19 protein-coding genes and 1 pseudogene are annotated in these 19,376 nt (G+C 55.7%); 8 read left to right on the top strand and 12 right to left on the bottom strand.

Features of this window, described 5'->3' with window-relative positions; translation table 11 throughout:
* Positions 1-1,371 (bottom strand): signal recognition particle-docking protein FtsY, encoded by a 1,371-nt coding sequence (ftsY, locus tag C813_RS24340; RefSeq protein ID WP_017459578.1) that lies wholly within the window; start codon positions 1,369-1,371, stop codon positions 1-3.
* Positions 1,372-1,559: 188 nt separating this feature from the next.
* Between ftsY and rsmD the strand changes: the two genes are divergently transcribed.
* Positions 1,560-2,162 (top strand): 16S rRNA (guanine(966)-N(2))-methyltransferase, encoded by a 603-nt coding sequence (rsmD, locus tag C813_RS24335; protein WP_025263812.1) that lies wholly within the window; start codon positions 1,560-1,562, stop codon positions 2,160-2,162.
* Complete coding sequence (locus C813_RS24330) at positions 2,152-2,421, top strand: DUF1145 family protein (RefSeq protein ID WP_025263811.1); 270 nt, start codon at positions 2,152-2,154, stop codon at positions 2,419-2,421. Before rsmD ends, C813_RS24330 begins: the two co-directional genes overlap by 11 nt.
* Before the next feature lie 24 nt (positions 2,422-2,445).
* Here the strand turns inward: C813_RS24330 and C813_RS24325 are convergent, their stop codons facing one another.
* Positions 2,446-2,811, bottom strand: a complete 366-nt coding sequence (locus C813_RS24325; protein WP_017459581.1) for a DUF2500 domain-containing protein — start codon at positions 2,809-2,811, stop codon at positions 2,446-2,448.
* Between the two features lie 129 nt (positions 2,812-2,940).
* Here C813_RS24325 and C813_RS24320 point away from each other — a divergent pair, with 129 nt between their 5' ends.
* Complete coding sequence (locus C813_RS24320) at positions 2,941-3,567, top strand: lysoplasmalogenase (RefSeq protein WP_017459582.1); 627 nt, start codon at positions 2,941-2,943, stop codon at positions 3,565-3,567.
* Positions 3,568-3,642: 75 nt separating this feature from the next.
* Positions 3,643-5,859 carry a Zn(II)/Cd(II)/Pb(II) translocating P-type ATPase ZntA gene (gene zntA, locus C813_RS24315; protein ID WP_017459583.1) on the top strand — a complete coding sequence of 739 codons (2,217 nt, stop codon included), beginning with the start codon at positions 3,643-3,645 and terminating at the stop codon, positions 5,857-5,859.
* Here zntA and tusA read toward each other — a convergent pair.
* A complete protein-coding gene (gene tusA, locus C813_RS24310) occupies positions 5,856-6,101 on the bottom strand; it encodes a sulfurtransferase TusA (protein WP_025263810.1) in 246 nt (81 codons plus the stop codon). The genes zntA and tusA overlap by 4 nt on opposite strands.
* Before the next feature lie 187 nt (positions 6,102-6,288).
* Between tusA and C813_RS24305 the strand changes: the two genes are divergently transcribed.
* Positions 6,289-6,954, top strand: a complete 666-nt coding sequence (locus C813_RS24305) for a 7-cyano-7-deazaguanine/7-aminomethyl-7-deazaguanine transporter (protein WP_017459585.1) — start codon at positions 6,289-6,291, stop codon at positions 6,952-6,954.
* Between the two features lie 72 nt (positions 6,955-7,026).
* On the top strand, positions 7,027-7,584 hold the full coding sequence (locus tag C813_RS24300) for a DcrB family lipoprotein (RefSeq protein ID WP_017459586.1): 558 nt from the start codon (positions 7,027-7,029) through the stop codon (positions 7,582-7,584).
* A gap of 44 nt (positions 7,585-7,628) precedes the next feature.
* On the opposite strand, the gene C813_RS24295 is transcribed toward C813_RS24300, so the two are convergent.
* Positions 7,629-8,828 carry an MFS transporter gene (locus C813_RS24295; protein ID WP_017459587.1) on the bottom strand — a complete coding sequence of 400 codons (1,200 nt, stop codon included), beginning with the start codon at positions 8,826-8,828 and terminating at the stop codon, positions 7,629-7,631.
* Positions 8,829-8,973: 145 nt separating this feature from the next.
* Here C813_RS24295 and C813_RS24290 point away from each other — a divergent pair, with 145 nt between their 5' ends.
* Positions 8,974-10,023 (top strand): AI-2E family transporter, encoded by a 1,050-nt coding sequence (locus C813_RS24290; RefSeq protein WP_017459588.1) that lies wholly within the window; start codon positions 8,974-8,976, stop codon positions 10,021-10,023.
* A 20-nt stretch (positions 10,024-10,043) separates the two neighbouring features.
* Here the strand turns inward: C813_RS24290 and arnF are convergent.
* From arnF to C813_RS24255, 8 genes and pseudogenes are all read right to left on the bottom strand, one after another.
* A pseudogene (gene arnF / locus C813_RS47445) lies at positions 10,044-10,412 on the bottom strand (4-amino-4-deoxy-L-arabinose-phosphoundecaprenol flippase subunit ArnF); the annotation flags it as partial.
* Positions 10,409-10,747, bottom strand: a complete 339-nt coding sequence (arnE, locus tag C813_RS24285) for a 4-amino-4-deoxy-L-arabinose-phosphoundecaprenol flippase subunit ArnE (protein WP_017459590.1) — start codon at positions 10,745-10,747, stop codon at positions 10,409-10,411. The pseudogene arnF and the gene arnE, both read right to left, overlap by 4 nt.
* A 13-nt stretch (positions 10,748-10,760) precedes the next feature.
* On the bottom strand, positions 10,761-12,419 hold the full coding sequence (arnT, locus tag C813_RS24280; protein ID WP_017459591.1) for a lipid IV(A) 4-amino-4-deoxy-L-arabinosyltransferase: 1,659 nt from the start codon (positions 12,417-12,419) through the stop codon (positions 10,761-10,763).
* Complete coding sequence (gene arnD / locus C813_RS24275) at positions 12,416-13,318, bottom strand: 4-deoxy-4-formamido-L-arabinose-phosphoundecaprenol deformylase (protein ID WP_017459592.1); 903 nt, start codon at positions 13,316-13,318, stop codon at positions 12,416-12,418. Before arnD ends, arnT begins: the two co-directional genes overlap by 4 nt.
* Before the next feature lie 2 nt (positions 13,319-13,320).
* Positions 13,321-15,300 carry a bifunctional UDP-4-amino-4-deoxy-L-arabinose formyltransferase/UDP-glucuronic acid oxidase ArnA gene (gene arnA, locus C813_RS24270; protein ID WP_017459593.1) on the bottom strand — a complete coding sequence of 660 codons (1,980 nt, stop codon included), beginning with the start codon at positions 15,298-15,300 and terminating at the stop codon, positions 13,321-13,323.
* The gene (gene arnC / locus C813_RS24265; RefSeq protein ID WP_017459594.1) at positions 15,297-16,280 is read right to left on the bottom strand and encodes an undecaprenyl-phosphate 4-deoxy-4-formamido-L-arabinose transferase; all 984 of its coding nucleotides are present in this window, start codon (positions 16,278-16,280) and stop codon (positions 15,297-15,299) included. The genes arnA and arnC overlap by 4 nt, the downstream gene beginning before the upstream one ends.
* A gap of 1 nt (position 16,281) precedes the next feature.
* Positions 16,282-17,418, bottom strand: coding sequence for a UDP-4-amino-4-deoxy-L-arabinose aminotransferase (gene arnB, locus C813_RS24260; RefSeq protein WP_017459595.1), 1,137 nt, complete (start codon positions 17,416-17,418; stop codon positions 16,282-16,284).
* 428 nt (positions 17,419-17,846) lie between these two features.
* Entirely contained in the window at positions 17,847-18,353 is a 507-nt protein-coding gene (locus tag C813_RS24255; RefSeq protein ID WP_017459596.1) for a phenolic acid decarboxylase, read from the bottom strand.
* Positions 18,354-18,451: 98 nt separating this feature from the next.
* On the opposite strand from C813_RS24255, the gene C813_RS24250 reads away from it, so the two are divergent.
* Entirely contained in the window at positions 18,452-19,309 is an 858-nt protein-coding gene (locus tag C813_RS24250; RefSeq protein ID WP_017459597.1) for a LysR family transcriptional regulator, read from the top strand.
* The last annotated feature ends 67 nt before the right edge of the window (positions 19,310-19,376 follow it).

Below are 19,376 nucleotides of genomic sequence, written 5' to 3'. Positions count from 1 at the left end.
TTAATCCTCTCGGGCAAAAAGTGCCTCTATAAAATCGCCCGCATTAAACGGACGTAAATCCTCAATACGTTCGCCGACGCCAATGTAGCGGATAGGAATGCCAAACTGATCCGCCACCGAGAAAATAACGCCGCCCTTGGCGGTGCCATCAAGCTTGGTCAGCGTAATGCCGGTTAAGCCGACAGCCTCGTGGAACAGTTTGGCCTGGCTAATGGCATTTTGCCCGGTGCTGGCATCAATCGTCAGCATCACTTCATGCGGCGCGTCTTCGTCCAGCTTCTTCATTACGCGGACAATTTTCTTCAGCTCTTCCATCAAGTGCGCTTTGTTCTGCAAGCGACCTGCGGTATCGGCAATCAACACATCCACATGGCGCGCTTTCGCCGCCTGGATGGCATCGAAAATCACCGAAGCGGAATCCGCGCCGGTATGCTGGGCAATCACCGGGATATCGTTGCGCTGGCCCCATACCTGAAGCTGCTCAACGGCAGCGGCACGGAAGGTATCACCCGCCGCCAGCATCACCGATTTCCCTTGCTGCTCAAACTGGCGCGCCAGTTTACCGATGGTGGTGGTTTTACCCACGCCGTTAACGCCAACCATCAAAATCACAAACGGGGTTTTGCCTTCGATGTTAAGCGGCTCATCCACTTTGGCGAGGATTTCGCTCATCTCATCTTTCAGCAAACCATAAAGTGCTTCCGCGTCGCGTAACTGCTTGCGGCTCGCGCCTTCCGTCAGATTGGTGATGATTTTGCGCGTGGTTTCCACACCAACATCGGCAATCAGCAACTGCTCTTCCAGTTCTTCAAACAGATCATCGTCGATCTTTTTGCCACGGAACAGACTGATAAATCCGGAACCGAGGTTTTCTTTTGTTTTAAGCAGGCTGCGCTTCAGGCGCGCGAAGAAACCTTCTTTGGTCGGTTTTTCCTGCTCCTGAACGGATTCTTCAACCGGCACGACAACCAGCGCTTCTTCCGCCGCTTCGGCGGCCAGCGCTTGCGCGTCGAGCTCTTCGTCGCTTAGCGGAACATCGTCTTCTTCCAGCCGTTCAGCTTCCGCCTGCCACTCGTCAGCACCGATCTCCTGCTCCGCAATCTCTTCCGGCAGCGGCAGTTCTTCATGTTCGATAACCGCCGGGCTTTCTTCGATGACAGCTTCCGTCGACGCCTCTTCGTGCACCAGTTGCTCGCTGACTTCGACAACTTCTTCGGCGAATTTTTCGCTGTCGGCTGCTGGCTCGGCAACCGGGGTTTCTTCAACTGGCTGCTCAGCTACAGGTTGCTGTTCGGTTTGCGCCTCTTCAGCCTTCTCTTTCTGCCCAAGGCCAAGCCAGGAAAAAAAGCCACGTTTCTTCTCATTTGCCATTGGCGACCACACTCCTCGCTGTTGTTCATGGCGCAGCCCGTCTGCACGGCCGGGACTGAAAACATTTGTTAATTAGTCGGATAGTCTACCACTTTCCTCAACTTGCATCACGGCTTGAGGATTAGGGTTTAACGTCATTCGACAGACCGCTAGAATAGCAGGTCGAAATGATGAGCAAAGCGATAACCATGAAGAAACCTACCCGTGCCGCCACCGGCCAGATACGCATTATTGGCGGCCAGTGGCGGGGCCGTAAATTACCGGTTCCGGATAGCCCCGGCCTGCGCCCGACCACCGATCGCGTGCGTGAAACTTTATTCAACTGGCTGGCACCGTCAATGGTAGACGCCCACTGTCTCGATTGCTTCGCCGGCAGCGGTGCGCTGGGGCTGGAAGCGCTCTCGCGCTATGCCGCCAGCGCAACCTTGCTGGAAATGGAGCGCAGTGTCGCCCAGCAGTTACAACAAAACCTGGCCACGTTAAAAGCTGCCAACGCGAAAGTGGTCAACACCAACACGCTGACGTTTTTAGCCAATCCCGGCACGCCGCATAATATTGCGTTTATCGATCCACCGTTTCGTAAAGGTATGCTGGAAGATACCGTGCGCCTGCTGGAAAACAACGGCTGGCTCGCCGATGACGCGCTGGTCTATATCGAAAGCGAAGTTGAAAATGGATTACCGCCCGTACCCGCTCACTGGCAACTGCATCGGGAAAAAGTCGCCGGGCAGGTAGCATATCGTTTGTATCACCGCGAAGCGCAAGGAGAGAAGCATGCCGCTGTTGATTAACCTTGGGCGTCTGTTGATGCTCTGCATCTGGGCGTTTCTGATCCTGAACCTGATTAAGCCTTTTCCGCGCCCGCTGAATATTTTCGTTAACGTAGCGCTTGTCTTCACCGTTTTTATGCATGCGCTGCAAGCCACCATGCTGAAAACGGCACTGCCGAAAGACGGCCCACAAATGAGTAAAGCGGAGCAGATCCGTGTTTTTCTCTTCGGCGTGTTTGAGCTGCTCATCTGGCAGAAGAAATTAAAAGAGAAGAAATAACCCCACCGCCCGGTGGCGTCATGCTTACCGGGCCGCTTCCGGCGTAAAGTCCACAAAACGCGAGCCCTGATAACGCAGCACCCCTCTGTCGCCCACCGTCAACGCATTATATTGCTGCTCATCCAGACGAAAACGCATCTCCGCCCCGCCGGTTTGCGGTTTAAAACTCACTTCATAACGCATGGCGGTTCCTGCGGGCGTCACCTGTTGCTGGCGCGAACGGCGCGGATTAAGCGGTTTTTCCCGCTTGTTGCACACCACCACACTTTTTTGCTGCTGCGGCGCACTATCGTTTTCGGCTTTTTCGCGCCGCTGCTGTACAAAGCGGAAAGAGGCAAAAACCACAATCAATCCAATGACGACAATGAAAAAAAGCGGTGGTTTACTCATGGCGAATACCTGTCGGAAAAAGCGGAATTGAGCTTATCGCGGCGGAAATAGCGTTGTCATCCTCCTTTTCCCGCCACTACACTGAGTAAGAGAGATTTACGCAACAATAACAGATACAGGGACTTAATTATGCTGTGGTCATTTATTGCTGTCTGCCTTTCCGCCTGGCTATATGTCGACGCTTCGTATCGTGGCCCGGTCTGGCAGCGCTGGGTTTTTAAACCCGTTACGCTCTTACTGCTGCTGTTACTGGCCTGGCAAGCGCCCATGTTCGATGCCATTAGCTACCTGGTGCTGGCGGGTCTGTGTGCCTCGCTAGTCGGGGATGCGCTCACGCTGTTGCCGCGGCAAAAATTGCTCTATGCCATCGGCGCGTTTTTCCTCGCACATTTGCTCTATACCATCTACTTCGCCAGCCAGATGACGCTTTCGTTCTTCTGGCCGCTACCGGTGGCGTTGCTGATTATCGGCGCGTTGCTGGTGGCGGTGATCTGGTCGCGCCTCGAAGAGTTGCGCATGGCGGTATGTACCTTTATCGCCATGACGCTGGTGATGGTGTGGCTGGCTGGCGAGCTGTGGTTTTTCCGCCCGACCAGCCCGGCACTGTCGGCTTTCGTTGGCGCATCGCTGCTGCTGCTCGGCAATGTGGTCTGGTTAGGCAGCCACTACCGCAAACGCTTTAGCGCCGATAACGCCATCGCCTCCGCCTGCTATTTTGCCGGGCACTTTTTGATTGTCCGCTCGCTGTATATTTAAAAGGCTTGACTCTGGAGTCGACTCCAGAGTGCATACTCCGGTTAATGAGAAAATTATCATTCACCGGAGGATGCCATGCCAACCCCCACTTCATCGCCTGAGTTGAAAAAAGCCCCGCAATTCGCGGCGGTTAAGCTGCGCCCAATCGAAGAAAAGGCGACATCCTGCTGCGCTGACAGCCACTGCGAAGCGCGCGAAACACCCGAAATTTCCGCCGAAGGCGAACGCTATAGCTGGCAGGTTGACGGTATGGATTGCGCCGCCTGCGCCCGCAAAGTGGAAAACGCAGTGCGCCAGGTCGAAGGCGTCGGTCAGGTTCAGGTCGCCTTTGCCACCGAAAAACTTATCGTCATTGCGCAAGATGATGTGCGTGAGCGCGTAGAGCGCGCCGTACAACAGGCCGGGTATCAACTGCGCAGTGAAAACGAACCAGCGCCAGAAACTTCACGGCTGCGCGAAAACCTGCCGCTTCTCCTCTTGATCGTGATGATGGCGCTCAGTTGGGGGCTGGAACAGGTCAACCATCCATTCGGCCAGATGGCATTTATCGCCACCACGCTGGTCGGGCTGTGGCCGATTGCCCGCCAGGCGCTGCGCCTAATGAAAAGCGGCAGTTGGTTCGCCATCGAAACCTTAATGAGCGTGGCGGCGATCGGCGCGCTGTTTATTGGTGCGACGGCGGAAGCGGCGATGGTGCTGCTGCTGTTTTTAATTGGCGAGCGCCTTGAAGGCTGGGCCGCCAGCCGTGCGCGGCGCGGTGTCAGCGCCTTAATGGCGTTAAAACCGGATACCGCAACACGTCTGCGCAACGGTGAGCGCCAGCGTGTCGCGGCAAGCGATCTGCAACCGGGCGATGTGATTGAAGTCCCGGCGGGCGGGCGCTTGCCTGCGGATGGTCGGCTGGTCTCGCCGTTTGCCAGCTTTGACGAAAGCGCGTTAACGGGCGAATCGGTGCCGGTTGAGCGCGCAGAAGGTGAAAGTGTTCCGGCAGGTGCCACCAGCGTTGACCGTCTGGTGCAGCTTGAAGTGGTTTCTAAACCGGGTGAAAGCGCGATTGACCGCATTCTGAAACTGATTGAAGAAGCAGAAGAGCGCCGCGCGCCGATTGAGCGTTTCATCGACCGTTTCAGTCGTATTTATACCCCGGCTATCATGGCCGTGGCGTTGCTGGTCGCCATTGTTCCACCGCTTTTATTTGCGCAGCCCTGGCTTGCGTGGATCTACAAAGGGCTGGCTTTGCTGCTGATTGGTTGTCCGTGTGCGCTGGTTATCTCCACGCCGGCGGCGATCACTTCTGGCCTTGCGGCAGCGGCACGTCGCGGTGCGCTGATTAAAGGTGGCGCGGCATTAGAGCAACTTGGCGGTATTCGCCAGGTGGCGTTTGATAAAACCGGCACGCTGACCGTCGGCAAACCGCAGGTCGCCGCGATCACACCATTAGCCGGTACAGAAGAAGCGGAATTGCTGGCGCTCAGTGCCACTATCGAGCAGGGTTCCACCCACCCATTGGCGCTGGCCATTGTGCAGGAAGCACAACGACGTGCGCTGGTGATTCCGGAGGCGCAAGGGCAGCGCGCGCTGGCAGGCAAAGGCATCGAGGCGACGATTAACGGGCAACAGGTACTGATCAGCGCGCCGGATAAACTGCCGCAAGGCGCGCTGCACGACACCGTACTGGCACAAATTGCGCAGCAGGAAAGCCGTGGGCAAACCGTGGTGGTGGTGCAGCGTAGCGGCGAGGTTATCGGTACAATTGGCTTACAGGACACGCTGCGCGACGACGCCAAAGAAGCCGTTGCCGCTCTGCATGCGCTTGGCGTACAGGGCGTGATCCTTACCGGCGACAACCCACGCGCCGCAGCAGCGATTGCCGGTGAACTGGGGCTGGATTTTCGCGCCGGCTTGCTGCCGGAAGATAAAGTCGATGCGGTACGCACGCTCAACCAGCAAGCACCGCTGGCGATGGTTGGCGATGGCATTAACGATGCGCCCGCGATGAAAGCTGCAACCATCGGTATCGCGATGGGGAGCGGAACGGATGTCGCGCTGGAAACCGCCGACGCCGCGCTCACGCATAACCGGCTGACTGGCCTGGGGCAGATGATTCGCCTGGCGCGCGCCACGCACAGCAATATTCGCCAAAACATCGCTATGGCACTCGGCCTGAAAGCGATTTTTCTGGTGACAACGCTGCTGGGAATTACCGGGCTGTGGCTGGCGGTGCTGGCAGATACGGGCGCAACGGTGCTGGTAACCGCCAACGCGCTGCGCCTGTTGCGTACTAAAGATTAATGGTTTTTACGCACGACATAGCGATACGGCAAAGACTCGGTTTGCCCGGCAACCAGCTCGTGTTCCATAAAACGGCAAAAGCCGGGAATATCGCGGGTGGTTGCCGGATCGTCGGCGATAATCAGCAACGTTTCGCCGATTTGCATATTGCGTACGGTTTTGCGCACCATCATCACCGGCTCCGGGCAGCGTAAGCCCTGAGCATCCAGCGTATGGTCGGCGGTGGAAAACGGATCGGTCATCTTCATCTCGCAAGGGAAAAAACCGCATTAGTTTACGCCGCCTTTTTTGTGACGCAAGCTAGGTTAACGATTGCGCTAAAATTAACCATTGCATCCCACTCCGATTGCAGTATCATGCGGCGGCTCTGCTTGTCAGAGCATAAAAAGTACTGGGTTCCCTCACCCCATTTACCAAAAAGGTCACAATATGACGCACTTTTCAAACGCGCAGCGCATGAAGGCGCTGGTCTGGCTTTCGCTTTTTCACCTGTTGGTGATTATCTCCAGTAACTATCTGGTGCAACTGCCGGTTTCTATCTTTGGTTTCCATACCACCTGGGGCGCATTTAGCTTCCCGTTTATCTTCCTGGCAACGGACTTAACCGTGCGTATTTTCGGCGCGCCGTTAGCCCGGCGAATCATCTTCGCGGTGATGGTGCCCGCGCTGCTTGCTTCTTACGTTATCTCCTCGCTGTTCTACATGGGTAGCTGGCAGGGTTTCGGCGCGCTGGCGCATTTCAATTTATTTGTCGCCCGTATCGCCACCGCCAGCTTTATGGCTTACGCGCTGGGACAAATTCTCGATGTGCATGTCTTTAACCGCCTGCGCCAGAACCGCCGCTGGTGGCTCGCGCCTGCCGCATCCACCGTGTTTGGTAACGCCAGCGACACCATCGCCTTTTTCTTTATCGCTTTCTGGCGCAGCCCGGATGCCTTTATGGCGCAGCACTGGACGGAAATCGCACTGGTGGATTACAGCTTCAAAGTGCTTATCAGCATCGCGTTCTTCCTGCCGATGTACGGTGTGTTATTGAATATGTTGCTGAAAAGACTGGCAGACAAATCTGAAATTAGCGCGTTGCAGGCGAGTTAAAGGTACGGCTTATCAGATGTGATAAGATGCGCCGATGGGCCGTTATGGCTGTTTATTGAAAGGAAGAAGTCAATGCGCAATCTGGTGAAATATGTCGGTATCGGCCTGCTGGTTGTTGGGCTGGCTGCCTGTGATAACAGCGACAGCAAAAAACCTGTTCAGGGTGCTGCCGCTGAAAGCAACGTCAACGGTCAACCGGTAACCCTGCTCGACGGCAAACTCAGCTTCTCGCTGCCTGCGGATATGACCGATCAGAGCGGCAAACTGGGCACCCAGTCCAATAATATGCACGTCTATTCCGATGCCACCGGTCAGAAAGCGGTAATTGTGATTGTCGGCGACAACACGACAGAAGAGTTAAGCGCGCTGGCAAAACGTCTTGAAGAACAACAGCGCAGCCGCGACCCGCAGTTGCAGGTGGTCACCAACAAATCCATCGAACTGAAAGGCCAGAAACTGCAACAGCTTGACAGCATCATCTCCGCCAAAGGCCAGACGGCATGGTCTTCTGTGGTGCTGGGTAAAGTTGACGACAAACTGCTGACCATCCAGGTCACGCTGCCAGCGGACAACCAGCAGCAGGCGCAAACCACGGCGGAAAACATTATCAACACCATCGTGGTGAAATAAGCCCGCCCAAAACATGAAAAGGGAACCTGAAGGTTCCCTTTTTACTATTCAGCTACCACCACCGGCTGGTACTTCAGCCGCCAGACCAGCAGTAAGGCAATCGCCACCAGGCCTGCGGCGGCGAAATAGATAGCCGAAACCCCTGCCCACGCCATCAGCAATCCTGCCAGCGGCCCGGTTATCCCCAGCGATAAATCCATAAACACCGTGTACGTCGCCAGTGCAGAACCCTGGTTATGCTGCGGCACCGCTTTGACCGCCACGACGCCCAGCGCCGGGAAAACCAGCGAGAAACCGGCACCGGCAAGGAACACGCCGAGCTTCGCCATCCACGGTTCCACCGCCATGCCAACCAGCACCAGCCCAAGGGTTTCGACCACAAAACAGAGCATCGCCACATTTAAACCGCCGAAGCGATTAATCCCATTCGGGAACAACAGGCGCGCGCCAACAAAGGCGCAGCTAAAAAGGGTGAGAGCGAACGCCGCATCCTCCCAGCCTTTCGCATCGTAATAGAGGGTAATAAAGGTGGCGATGACGCCAAAACCGGTAGTACCCAGCGCCAGCGCCATCCCGTACAACCAGACGCGTCCCAACACGGCGCGAAACGGCAGCGGCTTGCCTTTGCTGGCTTTCACCGCCGCACGCGGCAGCGCCAGTAATATTGCCAGCAGGGCCACACCCATAATGGTCAGCGAGAGCCCATGCAGCCCGCCGTACTGATAACAGACCACACCGAGCGGTGCGCCGATTGCCATCGCACCATAGGTGGCAATACCGTTCCACGAGATCACCCGCCCGATATGTATCGACCCGACCACACCCACGCCCCAGAGCGTCGCGCCGGTTCCGGCGAAACTCTGGCCGATGCCTAAAATGACGCGCCCCAGACAAAGCAATATCAGGCCTAACACGCCAACACTACCGCCAACGCCCGCCAGCAAATAGCTCAGCCCGCTGAGAAACGCGCCGCACAAACCGAAGATCACTACTTTTTTCGGCCCCAGCAGGTCGGCATAGCGCCCGGCATGCGGTCGGCTTAGCAGCGTTGCGAAGTATTGCAGGCTAATCACCAGGCCGGCCCAAAACGCGCTATAGCCCATCACATCATGGACATAGCCGGGAAGTACCGCCAGCGGCAGGCCAATGGTGAGATAACTGGCGAAGTTAAACATAACGACGGACAAAATCCGCAGATTGAGGCGCAATCCACTTAGCGCCGGTTCGGCGGCGTTTTCAGGCATGGAGTTTTACTCAGCTTTTCACAACAGTGTTTCACTATTACCACGTGATGAAACAGAAAGCAGCATTCACTTTAAGAATATCTCTCACGGGCGAAGGTGTGGCGGGGCACTACACTTAACGGGCCGATGACAAAAGGAATTAACCATGATACATCCTCAACCCGATCGGGCGGGTTTACATATTCTGTTAAAGCTGGCTTCGCTGGTGATCATTTTGGCCGGCATTCATGCTGCGGCCGACATTATTGTGCAACTTCTTCTGGCGCTGTTTTTCGCAATTGTTCTCAATCCGCTGGTTACCTGGTTTCTCCGGCGCGGCATTTCGCGCCCGGTGGCGATCGGTATTGTGGTGCTGGTGATGCTGGTTTTTCTCACTGCGCTGTTCGGCGTGCTTGCCGCGTCGGTGAACGACTTCATGACGCTGCTGCCGAAGTACAACCGCGAATTCACCAGGAAATTTATCCAGTTGCAGGATGCGATGCCGTTTCTTCGTTTGCACATGTCGCCAGAACGTATGTTGCAACGGATGGACTCTGAGCGGCTAATGGGCTTTGCCACCACCATGGCGACTCAGCTCTCGAACGCAATGGCCAGCATTGTTCTGTTGGTGATGACCGTGGTGTTTATGCTCTTTGAAGTGCGCCATGTGCCTTATAAGCTGCGCTTTGCGCTGCATAACCCGCAAATTCATATCGCCGGACTGCACCGCGCACTGAAAGGTGTTTCCCACTACCTGGCGCTGAAGACTTTGCTGAGCGTGTGGACAGGCCTGATTGTCTGGGTCGGGCTGGTGTTTCTGGATGTGCAGTTTGCGCTGATGTGGGGTGTGCTGGCGTTTCTGCTCAATTACGTACCCAATATCGGCTCGGTGATCTCTGCTATCCCACCCATGATCCAGGCGCTGCTGTTTAACGGCACGTACGAATGTTTGCTGGTGGGTGGGCTATTCCTTGTGGTGCACATGTTACTTGGTAACATCCTGGAACCCCGCATGATGGGCCACCGCCTGGGGATGTCGACGCTGGTGGTGTTTTTATCGTTGTTGATTTGGGGATGGCTGCTTGGCCCGGTGGGAATGTTGTTGTCAGTGCCGCTAACCAGCGTGTGTAAAATCTGGATGGAAACCACCACCGGCGGCAGCAAACTGGCAATTTTACTGGGGCCAGGCAGACCGAAAAGCCGTCTGCCTGGGTAGTCGCTACGCTTTGGAGCGGCCGGGCAAAAAATAACCAGCACGCCCGCCACAATGACCAGCACACCCAAAGCTCCGCACAGGGAAAACGGCTCGTGCCATCCGGGAAGCCAGATGGCCGCCGCCCACACCAGAATGTAGCTCAGACTCAGCAAGGCATAAGCCTTACTCAACGGCAAACGGTGCAGAGCAAAGTACCAGCAACCCATTGATGCCAGATACCCAACCAGGCCCAACATCAGCGCCAGCGTACCTTTTTGCGGTTGCAGCAACGCCGAGACAAAAGACCAGGAAAATGTCACCGGCGGCAGCGACACCATCGCATAGCGCAACATCAGTTGTGCACCGCTTACCAGCAACACACTAAGTAATGCCCAGTGCAGCCCCTTCATAGTGAGCTCCCCAGCAGCACAATGCCGATGATAATCAGCGCCACGCCGAACGCATGGCGAACGCTCACTGGCTCACGCCAGAGAAAACGCGCCGCCAGCGTCACCCAGACAAAATTAAGGCTCAACATCGGATACGCCACGCCAACAGGAATGCGCTGCAAAACCAGCAGCCACAGCGCCATGCCCGCACCGAGCGCCATCAGCGCAAGCCCCAGCCACAGGCCGAGATGCTTATTACGCCTGGCAATCGGCACCGGACGCGTCGCCTGCTTCTGGCACAGTTGACCTGCGCAACTGAGCAGGCTTGCCAGCGCGAGCCAGAGCCAGCTGGTCATTGCGGCTTACTCATCATTGCGGAAAGTACTGAATAAAGACCATACGCCCCTGTACATAAACGTTGTCCGGTTTCGGTATCGGCATGCGGGTAAAGTCATCTTTTTTCGACTGGTGCAGCACCAGGGAAATAACCCCTTCCTGACGATGTTGTGACAGCCAGTCGGTGAAATCGTCTTCGCGTACAAACCGCCCTTCGCCGTCAGGGTACGACATACCGTACGTTAACTCACCGCGCGTGCCAAACAGCATGATATCTGAGCGTTTCAGCTCCCAGGCCAAACCTGCGGCAACACCGACGTTATCAGCCAGCACATAGCGGCTCGGCGTCAGCGGCTCGTTAACAAAGTTGATCAAAAATTGCGGCTGCTTGGAATCCATCACCTTGTCCGGGATAACAATCCCCACCAGCAGCGCAATCGCCAGCGGGCACAGCGCCGCGTATGACCAACGATCGGCACTGGCACGCAAGGTAAACACGCCAACCAGCGCCCATGCCAGGAAAGCAAACGCCGCCAGCGCCGCTTTGTAGATCTCAATCTGCGTCCACACCGGCTGTTTCAGGAAGCCCCAAGGCGACACCACCAGCGCGGCAATCACGCCAATCAGACCAAAACCGATATTGATCCACGCATTGATGCGTAACGCGCGCCCATTGGTTTGCGCCATCTGCATGGCATAACGCGCCATCAATATCGCCAGCGGCGCGAAGCAGGGCAGAATATAAGTCGGCAGTTTTCCTTTGGCGATGCTGAAAAACAGCAGCGGCATCACCACCCAACCCAGCAGATAAAATGCTTCCCGCACGCCCTCTTTACGCGCCAGCCAGCCCGTTTTCAGCGCACCGGGCAGCAGCGCCAGCCACGGCAAAGAACCTAAAATCAAGAACGGTATGTAATACCAGAACGGCGCTTTGTGTTGTGCATCCTGCTGCGCAAAACGTTGGATATGTTCAACCCAGAAGAAGTAGCGCCAGAAATCGGGTTCGCGCGATGCAATTGCCAGTCCCCACGGCAGCACCGTCAGCACGCAACAGATCACGGCCAGCCAGCCCCAGAGCAGCACCTCTTTCCAGCGTTTGTGCACAATCACCCACGGCAGCACGCCAATCACCGGCACCGCCAGCGCGAGAAAACCTTTGGTCATCACGCCCATGCCGCACGCCACGCCAAGCAGGACATAGCCACCAAACTTACCGCGTAATGTGCTCGCCTGCGCAGCCAGCCAGAAGCTGAACATCGCCAGCGTCATCCACAGCGTGATCATCGGGTCGAGCACAGCATAAGTGCCAATGCCATACACCAGAAACGCGGTCAGGAAGATCACCGCCGAGAGCACGGCAGTGCGTTTGTCGCGCCACATTTTCCACGCTAGCACGCCCACGAGCAGCGCTGACACGGTAATCGAGAAAACAGAGCCCAGGCGCACTGAGACGTTATTATGGCCAAACAGCCACTGCGCAATGCTATTGATCCAGTAACCGGCGATGGGTTTTTCAAAATAACGCAGGCCAAGGAAGTGCGGCACAATCCAGTCGCCGCTGGTGAGCATTTCACGGCTGATCTCCGCATAGCGGGTCTCATCCGGCTGCCAGAGCAAACGATATTCCAGGGGAACAACATAGTAGAGGGCGAACAGCGCAACCAGCGCCAGACCATAGTGAATGGATTTCATAACCCAGGACTCAACAGTTGTTGGCAACCCAGCCAGCCTTCCCGGCCAGCCACTTCTCCGCGTACCACTTTTCCTGCCGGTAGCGTCTCTAACGATTCCGGCAACAACTGGCTTAACGGGCAAAAAGCGATGCCTTCGCGCGCCGCCATGCTCAGCAGTTCATCGAAACCTTCCGCGCCGATAATGCCTTCCACCTCGGCGTGGATGGTATAAACCGGCGTGCCGCTATCCTGCTTCATCGCGTCGAGAATGAAACGGTTGTAGTGCTCCGCCGCCACCGAAATGCCAACGGCTTCATCCCAGGTGGGTAGCGTTACCGGGATTTGCGGTGCTGCATAGGTGTTCTCGGCGATGAGCGGGCGAAACGGCTGTGTGCCCCGGCAGTCGCTGTTATAGCGGAAATTAAAATTTGATTTGGCTTTTACCACTCGCTGATCGGCGCGCCAACCCGCCACGGCGGAACAGCTCACAGACCGGCCAATAATCAGCTCCAGCGCCAGCAATCCGCGCTCAATTTCCGCTTCGAGATGCGCCTGATTCCACACCCCGCTCCAGCGCTGCCAGCGGTGGTGATCCCAGGCATGCAGCCCCACTTCGTGCGCCTGCGCGGTTTTACGGATGACCTCCGCGTTGCCTTCGCCGATAAGCCTGCCGGGCCACGCGGTGCCCGCCAGTAAAATATCCCAGCCGTAGAGCGATGCCGCGCGCGAGCGCAGCATCTTCCACAGAAATTTCGGCTTAAGCAGGCGCCAGATATGGCGCCCCATGTTGTCCGGCCCGACGCTGAAGAAAAAGCTCGCCTGAATGTTGTGCTTTTTCAGTAGCGCCAGCAGGCGCGGAACGCCGTCACGCGTGCCGCGAAAGGTATCGACATCAATACGTAAGCCGACGTATTTCATGCTTATTTCTCATCCGTCAGTTCAACGGTACGCAGGAAGAAATCCAGCGTTTCGTCAATGGTCTGGCGCATATCTACGGTCGGTTCCCAGTGCAGGCAGCGTTTGGCGTTACGGATACTCGGTTTGCGGTGTTCCACATCCTGGTAGCCTTTACCATAGTAGCTGCTGCTCTCCACTTCGCGGAAACCGGCGAATGGCGGGAAACGGTCGCGCAGCGGGTGTTTTTCAAAGCTTGCCAGCAGCATCTCCGCCAGCTCTTTAATGCTCGCTTCGTTATCCGGGTTACCAATGTTGATGATCTGCCCGTCGCAACGCCCGTCTTTGTTTTCAATAATGCGGAACAGCGCTTCGATACCATCACTGATATCCGTAAAGCAGCGTTTCTGCTTACCACCTTCGATCAGCTTGATCGGCGAACCCTCCACCAGATTGAGGATCAACTGGGTGATGGCGCGCGAGCTACCGATACGCGCGGCGTTCAGGTTATCCAGCCGCGGTCCCATCCAGTTAAACGGACGGAACAGGGTGAATTTCAGGCCGTGTTTGTCGCCATATGCCCAGATCACACGGTCAAGCAACTGTTTCGATACCGAGTAAATCCAGCGCTGTTTGTTAATAGGCCCAACCACCAGATTCGAGTTGTCTTCGTCGAAATTGTTGTCGGTGCACATGCCGTACACTTCCGAGGTCGACGGGAAAATGATGCGCTTGTTGTACTTCACGCAGTCACGGATGATTTTCAGGTTCTCTTCGAAATCCAGCTCGAACACGCGCAGCGGGTTACGGGTGTATTCGATAGGTGTGGCAATCGCCACCAGCGGCAGCACTACATCACATTTCTTAATGTGGTATTCGATCCACTCGGAGTGAATGCTGATATCGCCTTCAACAAAGTGGAAACGCGGATTGCCGAGGAAACGGCTGATCGCATCCGATCCAATATCCAGACCGAAAATCTCGTAGTTATCGTCACGCAGCAGGCGTTCGGTCAAATGGTTACCGATAAAACCGTTCACGCCGAGGATCAGCACGCGGGTGCGGCGTTTTACCGCCACCACCGGTTTGCTAGTGAGCAACGCTCCGGCAACCAAGCCGAGCGATTGCGCCAGCTGTGCGCCCTGCATGTAGACGCCGTTGTCCATCTGGCCGGTGAGGATCTCCAGCGCGCCATCGCCACAGGCCACCAGCAGCGGCGAAACAGAGAGCACAGTGCCCGCGCGAGCCGGAGCCACATCGGTACGTACGCGGGATTTCCAGACGATAAATTTATGCGTACCGGCAAAGCTGTAGGCGCCCGGCCACGGGTCAGAAACCGCGCGCACCAGGTTTTGCAGCGTTTGCGCCGGTTTTTCCCAGTCCAGACGGCCATCTTCCGGCGTGCGGCGACCGTAGTAGCTGGCTTTGCTGTCGTCCTGCGCCGTTTCGCTGAAGGTTTGCGTTTTAATCGTCGGCAGCACGCTGGCCAGCATTCCTTTTGCGGCTTCAGCTAATTTGCGATGCAGCGACAACGCTTCATCATTCTCGGCAATGGCAACGCGTTGTTGCGCGATAATCGCGCCCGCATCCGCGCGGGAAACCATGCGATGCAGCGTGACGCCGGTTTCGCTTTCGCCATTTACCAGCACCCAGTTCAGCGGGGCACGTCCACGGTAAGCGGGCAGCAGCGAGCCGTGCAGGTTAAATGCGCCGATCCGCGCGGTATTGAGAATGTTGTCGCACAGCAAGTTGCGGTAATAGAAAGAGAAAATGACATCCGGGTTCAGATCGCGAATACGATCGACCCACAGCGGGTGGTTAACATCTTCCGGGGCATAAACCGGAATGCCACGTTCAGCGGCAATACGCGCCACCGAGCCGAAAAAGTGGTTTTCATTGGCACTGTCGGGATGGGTAAAAATCGCCGCAATCTCGAAACCTGCATCCAGTAACGCCTGTGTACCGACACATCCAATATCGTGGTAAGCAAAGACAACGGCTTTCATTGATTTTTTTCCTCTTGCGAAACGTCATTTTCCTGACGAACAACACGTTGAATAAAGTAGCGGGGACGCGCGCGAACATCGTTGTAGATGCGCCCGATATACTCCCCAAGTAGCCCCATGCCGATAAACTGAGCGCCGATAAAGGTGAAGAGAATGGCGAAGAGCATAAACACCCCTTCTCCCGCCCACTGCGGGCCAAACGCCAGACGCAGCACCACCAGCAGCACGGCGAGCGAAAATCCCAACACGGCGATCACGCTGCCAAACACGCTCAGCAAGCGCAGCGGCGTGGTGGTCAGGCAGGTCACCAGGTCGTACATCAGGTTAATCAGACGCATAAAGCTGTATTTGGAATCGCCAAACTCGCGCTCCGCGTGCTGCACGGGGATCTCCACCGCGCGACGGGCAAAGGTGTTAGCGAGGATCGGGATAAAAGTGCTGCGTTCATGGCAGTGCAGCATGGCATCAACAATATGGCGGCGATATGCACGCAACATGCAGCCATAATCGCCCATCGCTTTACCGGTGGTGCGCTGGATCAGGCGGTTAATGGTGCGCGAGGCCATTTTACGAAACAGGCTGTCCTGGCGGTTTTGCCGCACCGTACCCACCACGTCATACCCCTCATTGGCTTTTGCCACCAGACGCGGGATCTCCTCCGGCGGGTTTTGCAAATCGGCATCCAGCGTGATGATCAAATCACCGGTGACATGGCTGAAACCGGCCATAATCGCCGAGTGCTGACCGTAGTTGCGGTTCAGCAGCACCGCGACTACGTGGCTGCCGGGTTGTTCTGCCGCTTCACTTAACATCAGCGTGGAGTTATCGCTACTGCCGTCATCCACCAGCAAAATTTCGTAATCAATGCCCAGTACATCGCAGCTTTCCGTGGTGCGGCGAATCAACTCCGGCAAACTCTCTTGCTCGTTGTAGACCGGGATCACCACAGAAACTTTCTCTACAGGCGGTAAATTAAACATATCAGCGCCCTGCAATGTTGCGGAGCGCGTGAATGACGCGGGTTGTGTCGTCATGGGTCATATCCGGGAAAAGCGGTAGCGAACAGATACGCGCACTGTTCCACTCCGTATTGGGTAAAGAGAGGGGGAAGCGTTCGCGGTAATACTTCTGCGTATGGGCCGCGCGAAAATGCAGGCCGGTACCAATGCCTTGCGCTTTCAGGGTTTCCATCAATGCGTCGCGGGAGATACCGCAACGTTGCTCATCAACGCGAATAATAAACAGGTGCCAGGCGTGCTGGTGCGGCCATGACGGCAAGGCCAGCGGCTGAAACGGCGTATCCGCCAGTTCCTGCAAATAACGCTGGGCGATTTCCTGGCGGCGGGCATTAGCGGCGGGCAGTTTGCCCAGTTGCACCAGCGCAATCGCCGCGTTGATATCAGCGAGGTTGTATTTAAAACCGGGGGAGATCACTTCGGCCTGCGGGGCGCGTCCGTGAGTTTGACGGTCATAAGCATCGACGCCCAGCCCGTGGAATTTCAGGCTACGAATGCGGTTCGCCAGTTGTTCGTCGTCCGTCACCACCAGCCCACCTTCCGCGCAGGTCATATTTTTAATGGCGTGGAAGGAGAAAATAGCGGTACCGCGTGAACCAACATGCTGACCTTTGTAGTACGTTCCGGCGGCGTGAGCAGCATCTTCAATCACCGGAATGCTGTGCTTCTCGCCAATCGCGCGAATGGCGTCAACATCCACCGGCGCACCGGCGTAATGTACCGGGATAATCGCTTTGGTACGCGGCGTGATAGCCGCTTCGATAGCTTCCGGCGTGACCATCAGCGTCTCTTTATCGACATCGATCATCACCGGCGTCGCGCCGAGCAGCACAATCATATTGAGGGTGGAAACCCAGGTCAGCGACGGGGTAATCACTTCATCCCCGGCACCAATTCCCAGCGCCATCAGAGTAACGTGCATGCCACCCGTCGCCGAGCTCACGGCGATGGCGTGGCGGTTGCCCGTTAGTGTGCAAAAAGCCTCTTCCAGAGCCTGATTTTTTGGGCCTGTGGTGATCCAGCCGGATGCCAGCACTTGCTGAATGGCGGCGAACTCTTCATCCCCCATTGACGGGCGTGAGAACGGTAAAAAATCACTCATCGTTTTTCCTTGGCGTCACTGACGCGTTAACGAACCGCCACAAAGACACGCTGCGGCTAGTGAGTAAAATGGCGGATGAAAGTTAAACCAAAATATAATGAATGCGCGTTTCCTGCATTTATTATTCGTTACGGTTAGTCGGAGAATGCTACCAATTGAATATTAGGACAAGATTAAGAAAAGGGATAAATGATAAGCTTAACAAATATAAATTAATTTCTTTCAAACAAGGGGTTACAAATGAAAACAGCAAAATCCTAATGTGATGAATGTCAAAAAAATGAAATATTTAACGCCTTTGCAATGTATACAAAGGCGTTAGCGTAGTTATTTAAACGGCACATCAACGAATACACGAAAGTTAATATCATTATGCAATGAATTATTTCATTCGTTACCAGCAGAATATATTAAACAGCGTGAAATTTTTATGACAAATTCTGCGGGAAGTTGGCCGGTAATTCACTGGCAGCGCAGTTAATCACGCTATCATTATTTTCGCCGCAATCACGCACAAATGTAATAGTCGCGAACTCATCGATCACTTCAGTAGGGTAAGCCGGGCCCGCCGCGCGATACGATTCCATCAACGCAATGTGATCATTCTGGAAGCAAACCGTCTTTTCCGGGTTATTGATAACCCAGCGCGGGAAGAAAATAGTGCCGTGGAACAGGCGATCGCCGAGGTTAACAATCAGGCTGACATCGGTGCCGGTCGGTTCAGTCCAGGAAATTTTATAGATACTTTCGCCAACGCGAACAATGTAGGCCTGCTGATTTTTCACCCAACGGTTCGCCACGATACCGCTGTGGATCCGGTAATCAAGCGTCGTGGCGTTTTTCACATAAATCTCGTAATTCCAGCCATTATCGTAGGTATAAACCAGATGTTTGCCGACGAAACCGCTCAAATCATGTTTATCAAAGGTGCTCATTTTTTATCTCCTCTGGTGTATGAAATTATCCTACGCCTGCAAAAAACGAATGAATAACGCTATATTTGCATCAAATTCATTCACTTTTTAGATGAGTTATGCACAAGACGACGCTGGAACAATGGACGCTGCTGCAAAAGGTGGTTGAGCTGGGAAGCTTTGCGAAAGCGGCGGAAGAGACGCATCGCAGCCAGTCATCGGTCAGTTACAACCTGGCGCTGTTGCAGGAGCGGCTCGGCGTTGCTCTGCTCGTACAGGAAGGGCGGCGCGCGGTACTTACCCCGGCGGGCGAGTTGCTGCTCAACCAGGTACAACCGTTGCTCAAGGCATTCGACTGGGTAGAAACCCGTGCAGCCACGCTGCGCAATGGCATGCGCACGCGGCTGGATTTGGTGGTCGACAGTATTTTCCCCCGCGCGCGGCTATTTGCCATTTTGCGCCAGTTTCAGCAGCGCTACCCGCAAACACAGGTGCGGCTGACCGAAGTGCTGGAAACCGCCTCCAGCGAATTGCCGGTGCATGCGCAAGCCGATGTCATGATATTGACCCGCCGTCAGGATATGACCGGGCGCGGCGAATGGCTGATGAACATTGATTTTGTCGCCGTGGCACACCGCGATCACCCGCTGTGCGCGGCGGAACGGGTAAGCGAAGCGATGCTCGCCGGCTGGCCGCTGATTCGCATTGCCGAAAGCGACCATCGCCAAAGCCCGGTAGCGCAGGAGTCGTGGACGTTCTCCACCATCGATGCGGCGGTGGAAGCCGTGCTGTATCAGGTGGGCTACGGCTGGTTGCCGGCGGAGCGCATTCAGCCCTTGCTCGACAGCGGTGTGCTTAAAACGCTGCCGCTCAGCCACGGTACGCGCCGCGCCACACCGTTGCATCTGATTGTGAAAAAAGACCTCGCACCGCTCGATGAGCAGGTAGAAATGCTGTTGCAACTGTTTAAGGAGTAGCGCTCTACCCCTTATTTTTGCAGGCGTCTCATAAACGTCACGTAATACGACTCGCGTAATGCTTACG

Origin of the sequence: Kosakonia sacchari SP1, from assembly GCF_000300455.3 — a bacterium.
GTDB lineage: Bacteria > Pseudomonadota > Gammaproteobacteria > Enterobacterales > Enterobacteriaceae > Kosakonia > Kosakonia sacchari.
The sequence above is the reverse complement of the archived record's forward strand: the minus strand, read 5'-3'. Positions and strand labels throughout refer to the sequence as shown.

Bases quoted from the DNA above. Each gene is read 5' to 3' on its own strand.
- ftsY (WP_017459578.1), bottom strand. From the start codon at position 1,371: ATGGCAAATGAGAAGAAACGTGGCTTTTTTTCCTGGCTTGGCCTTGGG.
- rsmD (WP_025263812.1), top strand. From the start codon at position 1,560: ATGAAGAAACCTACCCGTGCCGCCACCGGCCAGATACGCATTATTGGC.
- C813_RS24325 (WP_017459581.1), bottom strand. From the start codon at position 2,811: ATGAGTAAACCACCGCTTTTTTTCATTGTCGTCATTGGATTGATTGTG.
- C813_RS24320 (WP_017459582.1), top strand. From the start codon at position 2,941: ATGCTGTGGTCATTTATTGCTGTCTGCCTTTCCGCCTGGCTATATGTC.
- zntA (WP_017459583.1), top strand. From the start codon at position 3,643: ATGCCAACCCCCACTTCATCGCCTGAGTTGAAAAAAGCCCCGCAATTC.
- tusA (WP_025263810.1), bottom strand. From the start codon at position 6,101: ATGACCGATCCGTTTTCCACCGCCGACCATACGCTGGATGCTCAGGGC.
- C813_RS24305 (WP_017459585.1), top strand. From the start codon at position 6,289: ATGACGCACTTTTCAAACGCGCAGCGCATGAAGGCGCTGGTCTGGCTT.
- C813_RS24300 (WP_017459586.1), top strand. From the start codon at position 7,027: ATGCGCAATCTGGTGAAATATGTCGGTATCGGCCTGCTGGTTGTTGGG.
- C813_RS24295 (WP_017459587.1), bottom strand. From the start codon at position 8,828: ATGCCTGAAAACGCCGCCGAACCGGCGCTAAGTGGATTGCGCCTCAAT.
- C813_RS24290 (WP_017459588.1), top strand. From the start codon at position 8,974: ATGATACATCCTCAACCCGATCGGGCGGGTTTACATATTCTGTTAAAG.
- arnE (WP_017459590.1), bottom strand. From the start codon at position 10,747: ATGACCAGCTGGCTCTGGCTCGCGCTGGCAAGCCTGCTCAGTTGCGCA.
- arnT (WP_017459591.1), bottom strand. From the start codon at position 12,419: ATGAAATCCATTCACTATGGTCTGGCGCTGGTTGCGCTGTTCGCCCTC.
- arnD (WP_017459592.1), bottom strand. From the start codon at position 13,318: ATGAAATACGTCGGCTTACGTATTGATGTCGATACCTTTCGCGGCACG.
- arnA (WP_017459593.1), bottom strand. From the start codon at position 15,300: ATGAAAGCCGTTGTCTTTGCTTACCACGATATTGGATGTGTCGGTACA.
- arnC (WP_017459594.1), bottom strand. From the start codon at position 16,280: ATGTTTAATTTACCGCCTGTAGAGAAAGTTTCTGTGGTGATCCCGGTC.
- arnB (WP_017459595.1), bottom strand. From the start codon at position 17,418: ATGAGTGATTTTTTACCGTTCTCACGCCCGTCAATGGGGGATGAAGAG.
- C813_RS24255 (WP_017459596.1), bottom strand. From the start codon at position 18,353: ATGAGCACCTTTGATAAACATGATTTGAGCGGTTTCGTCGGCAAACAT.
- C813_RS24250 (WP_017459597.1), top strand. From the start codon at position 18,452: ATGCACAAGACGACGCTGGAACAATGGACGCTGCTGCAAAAGGTGGTT.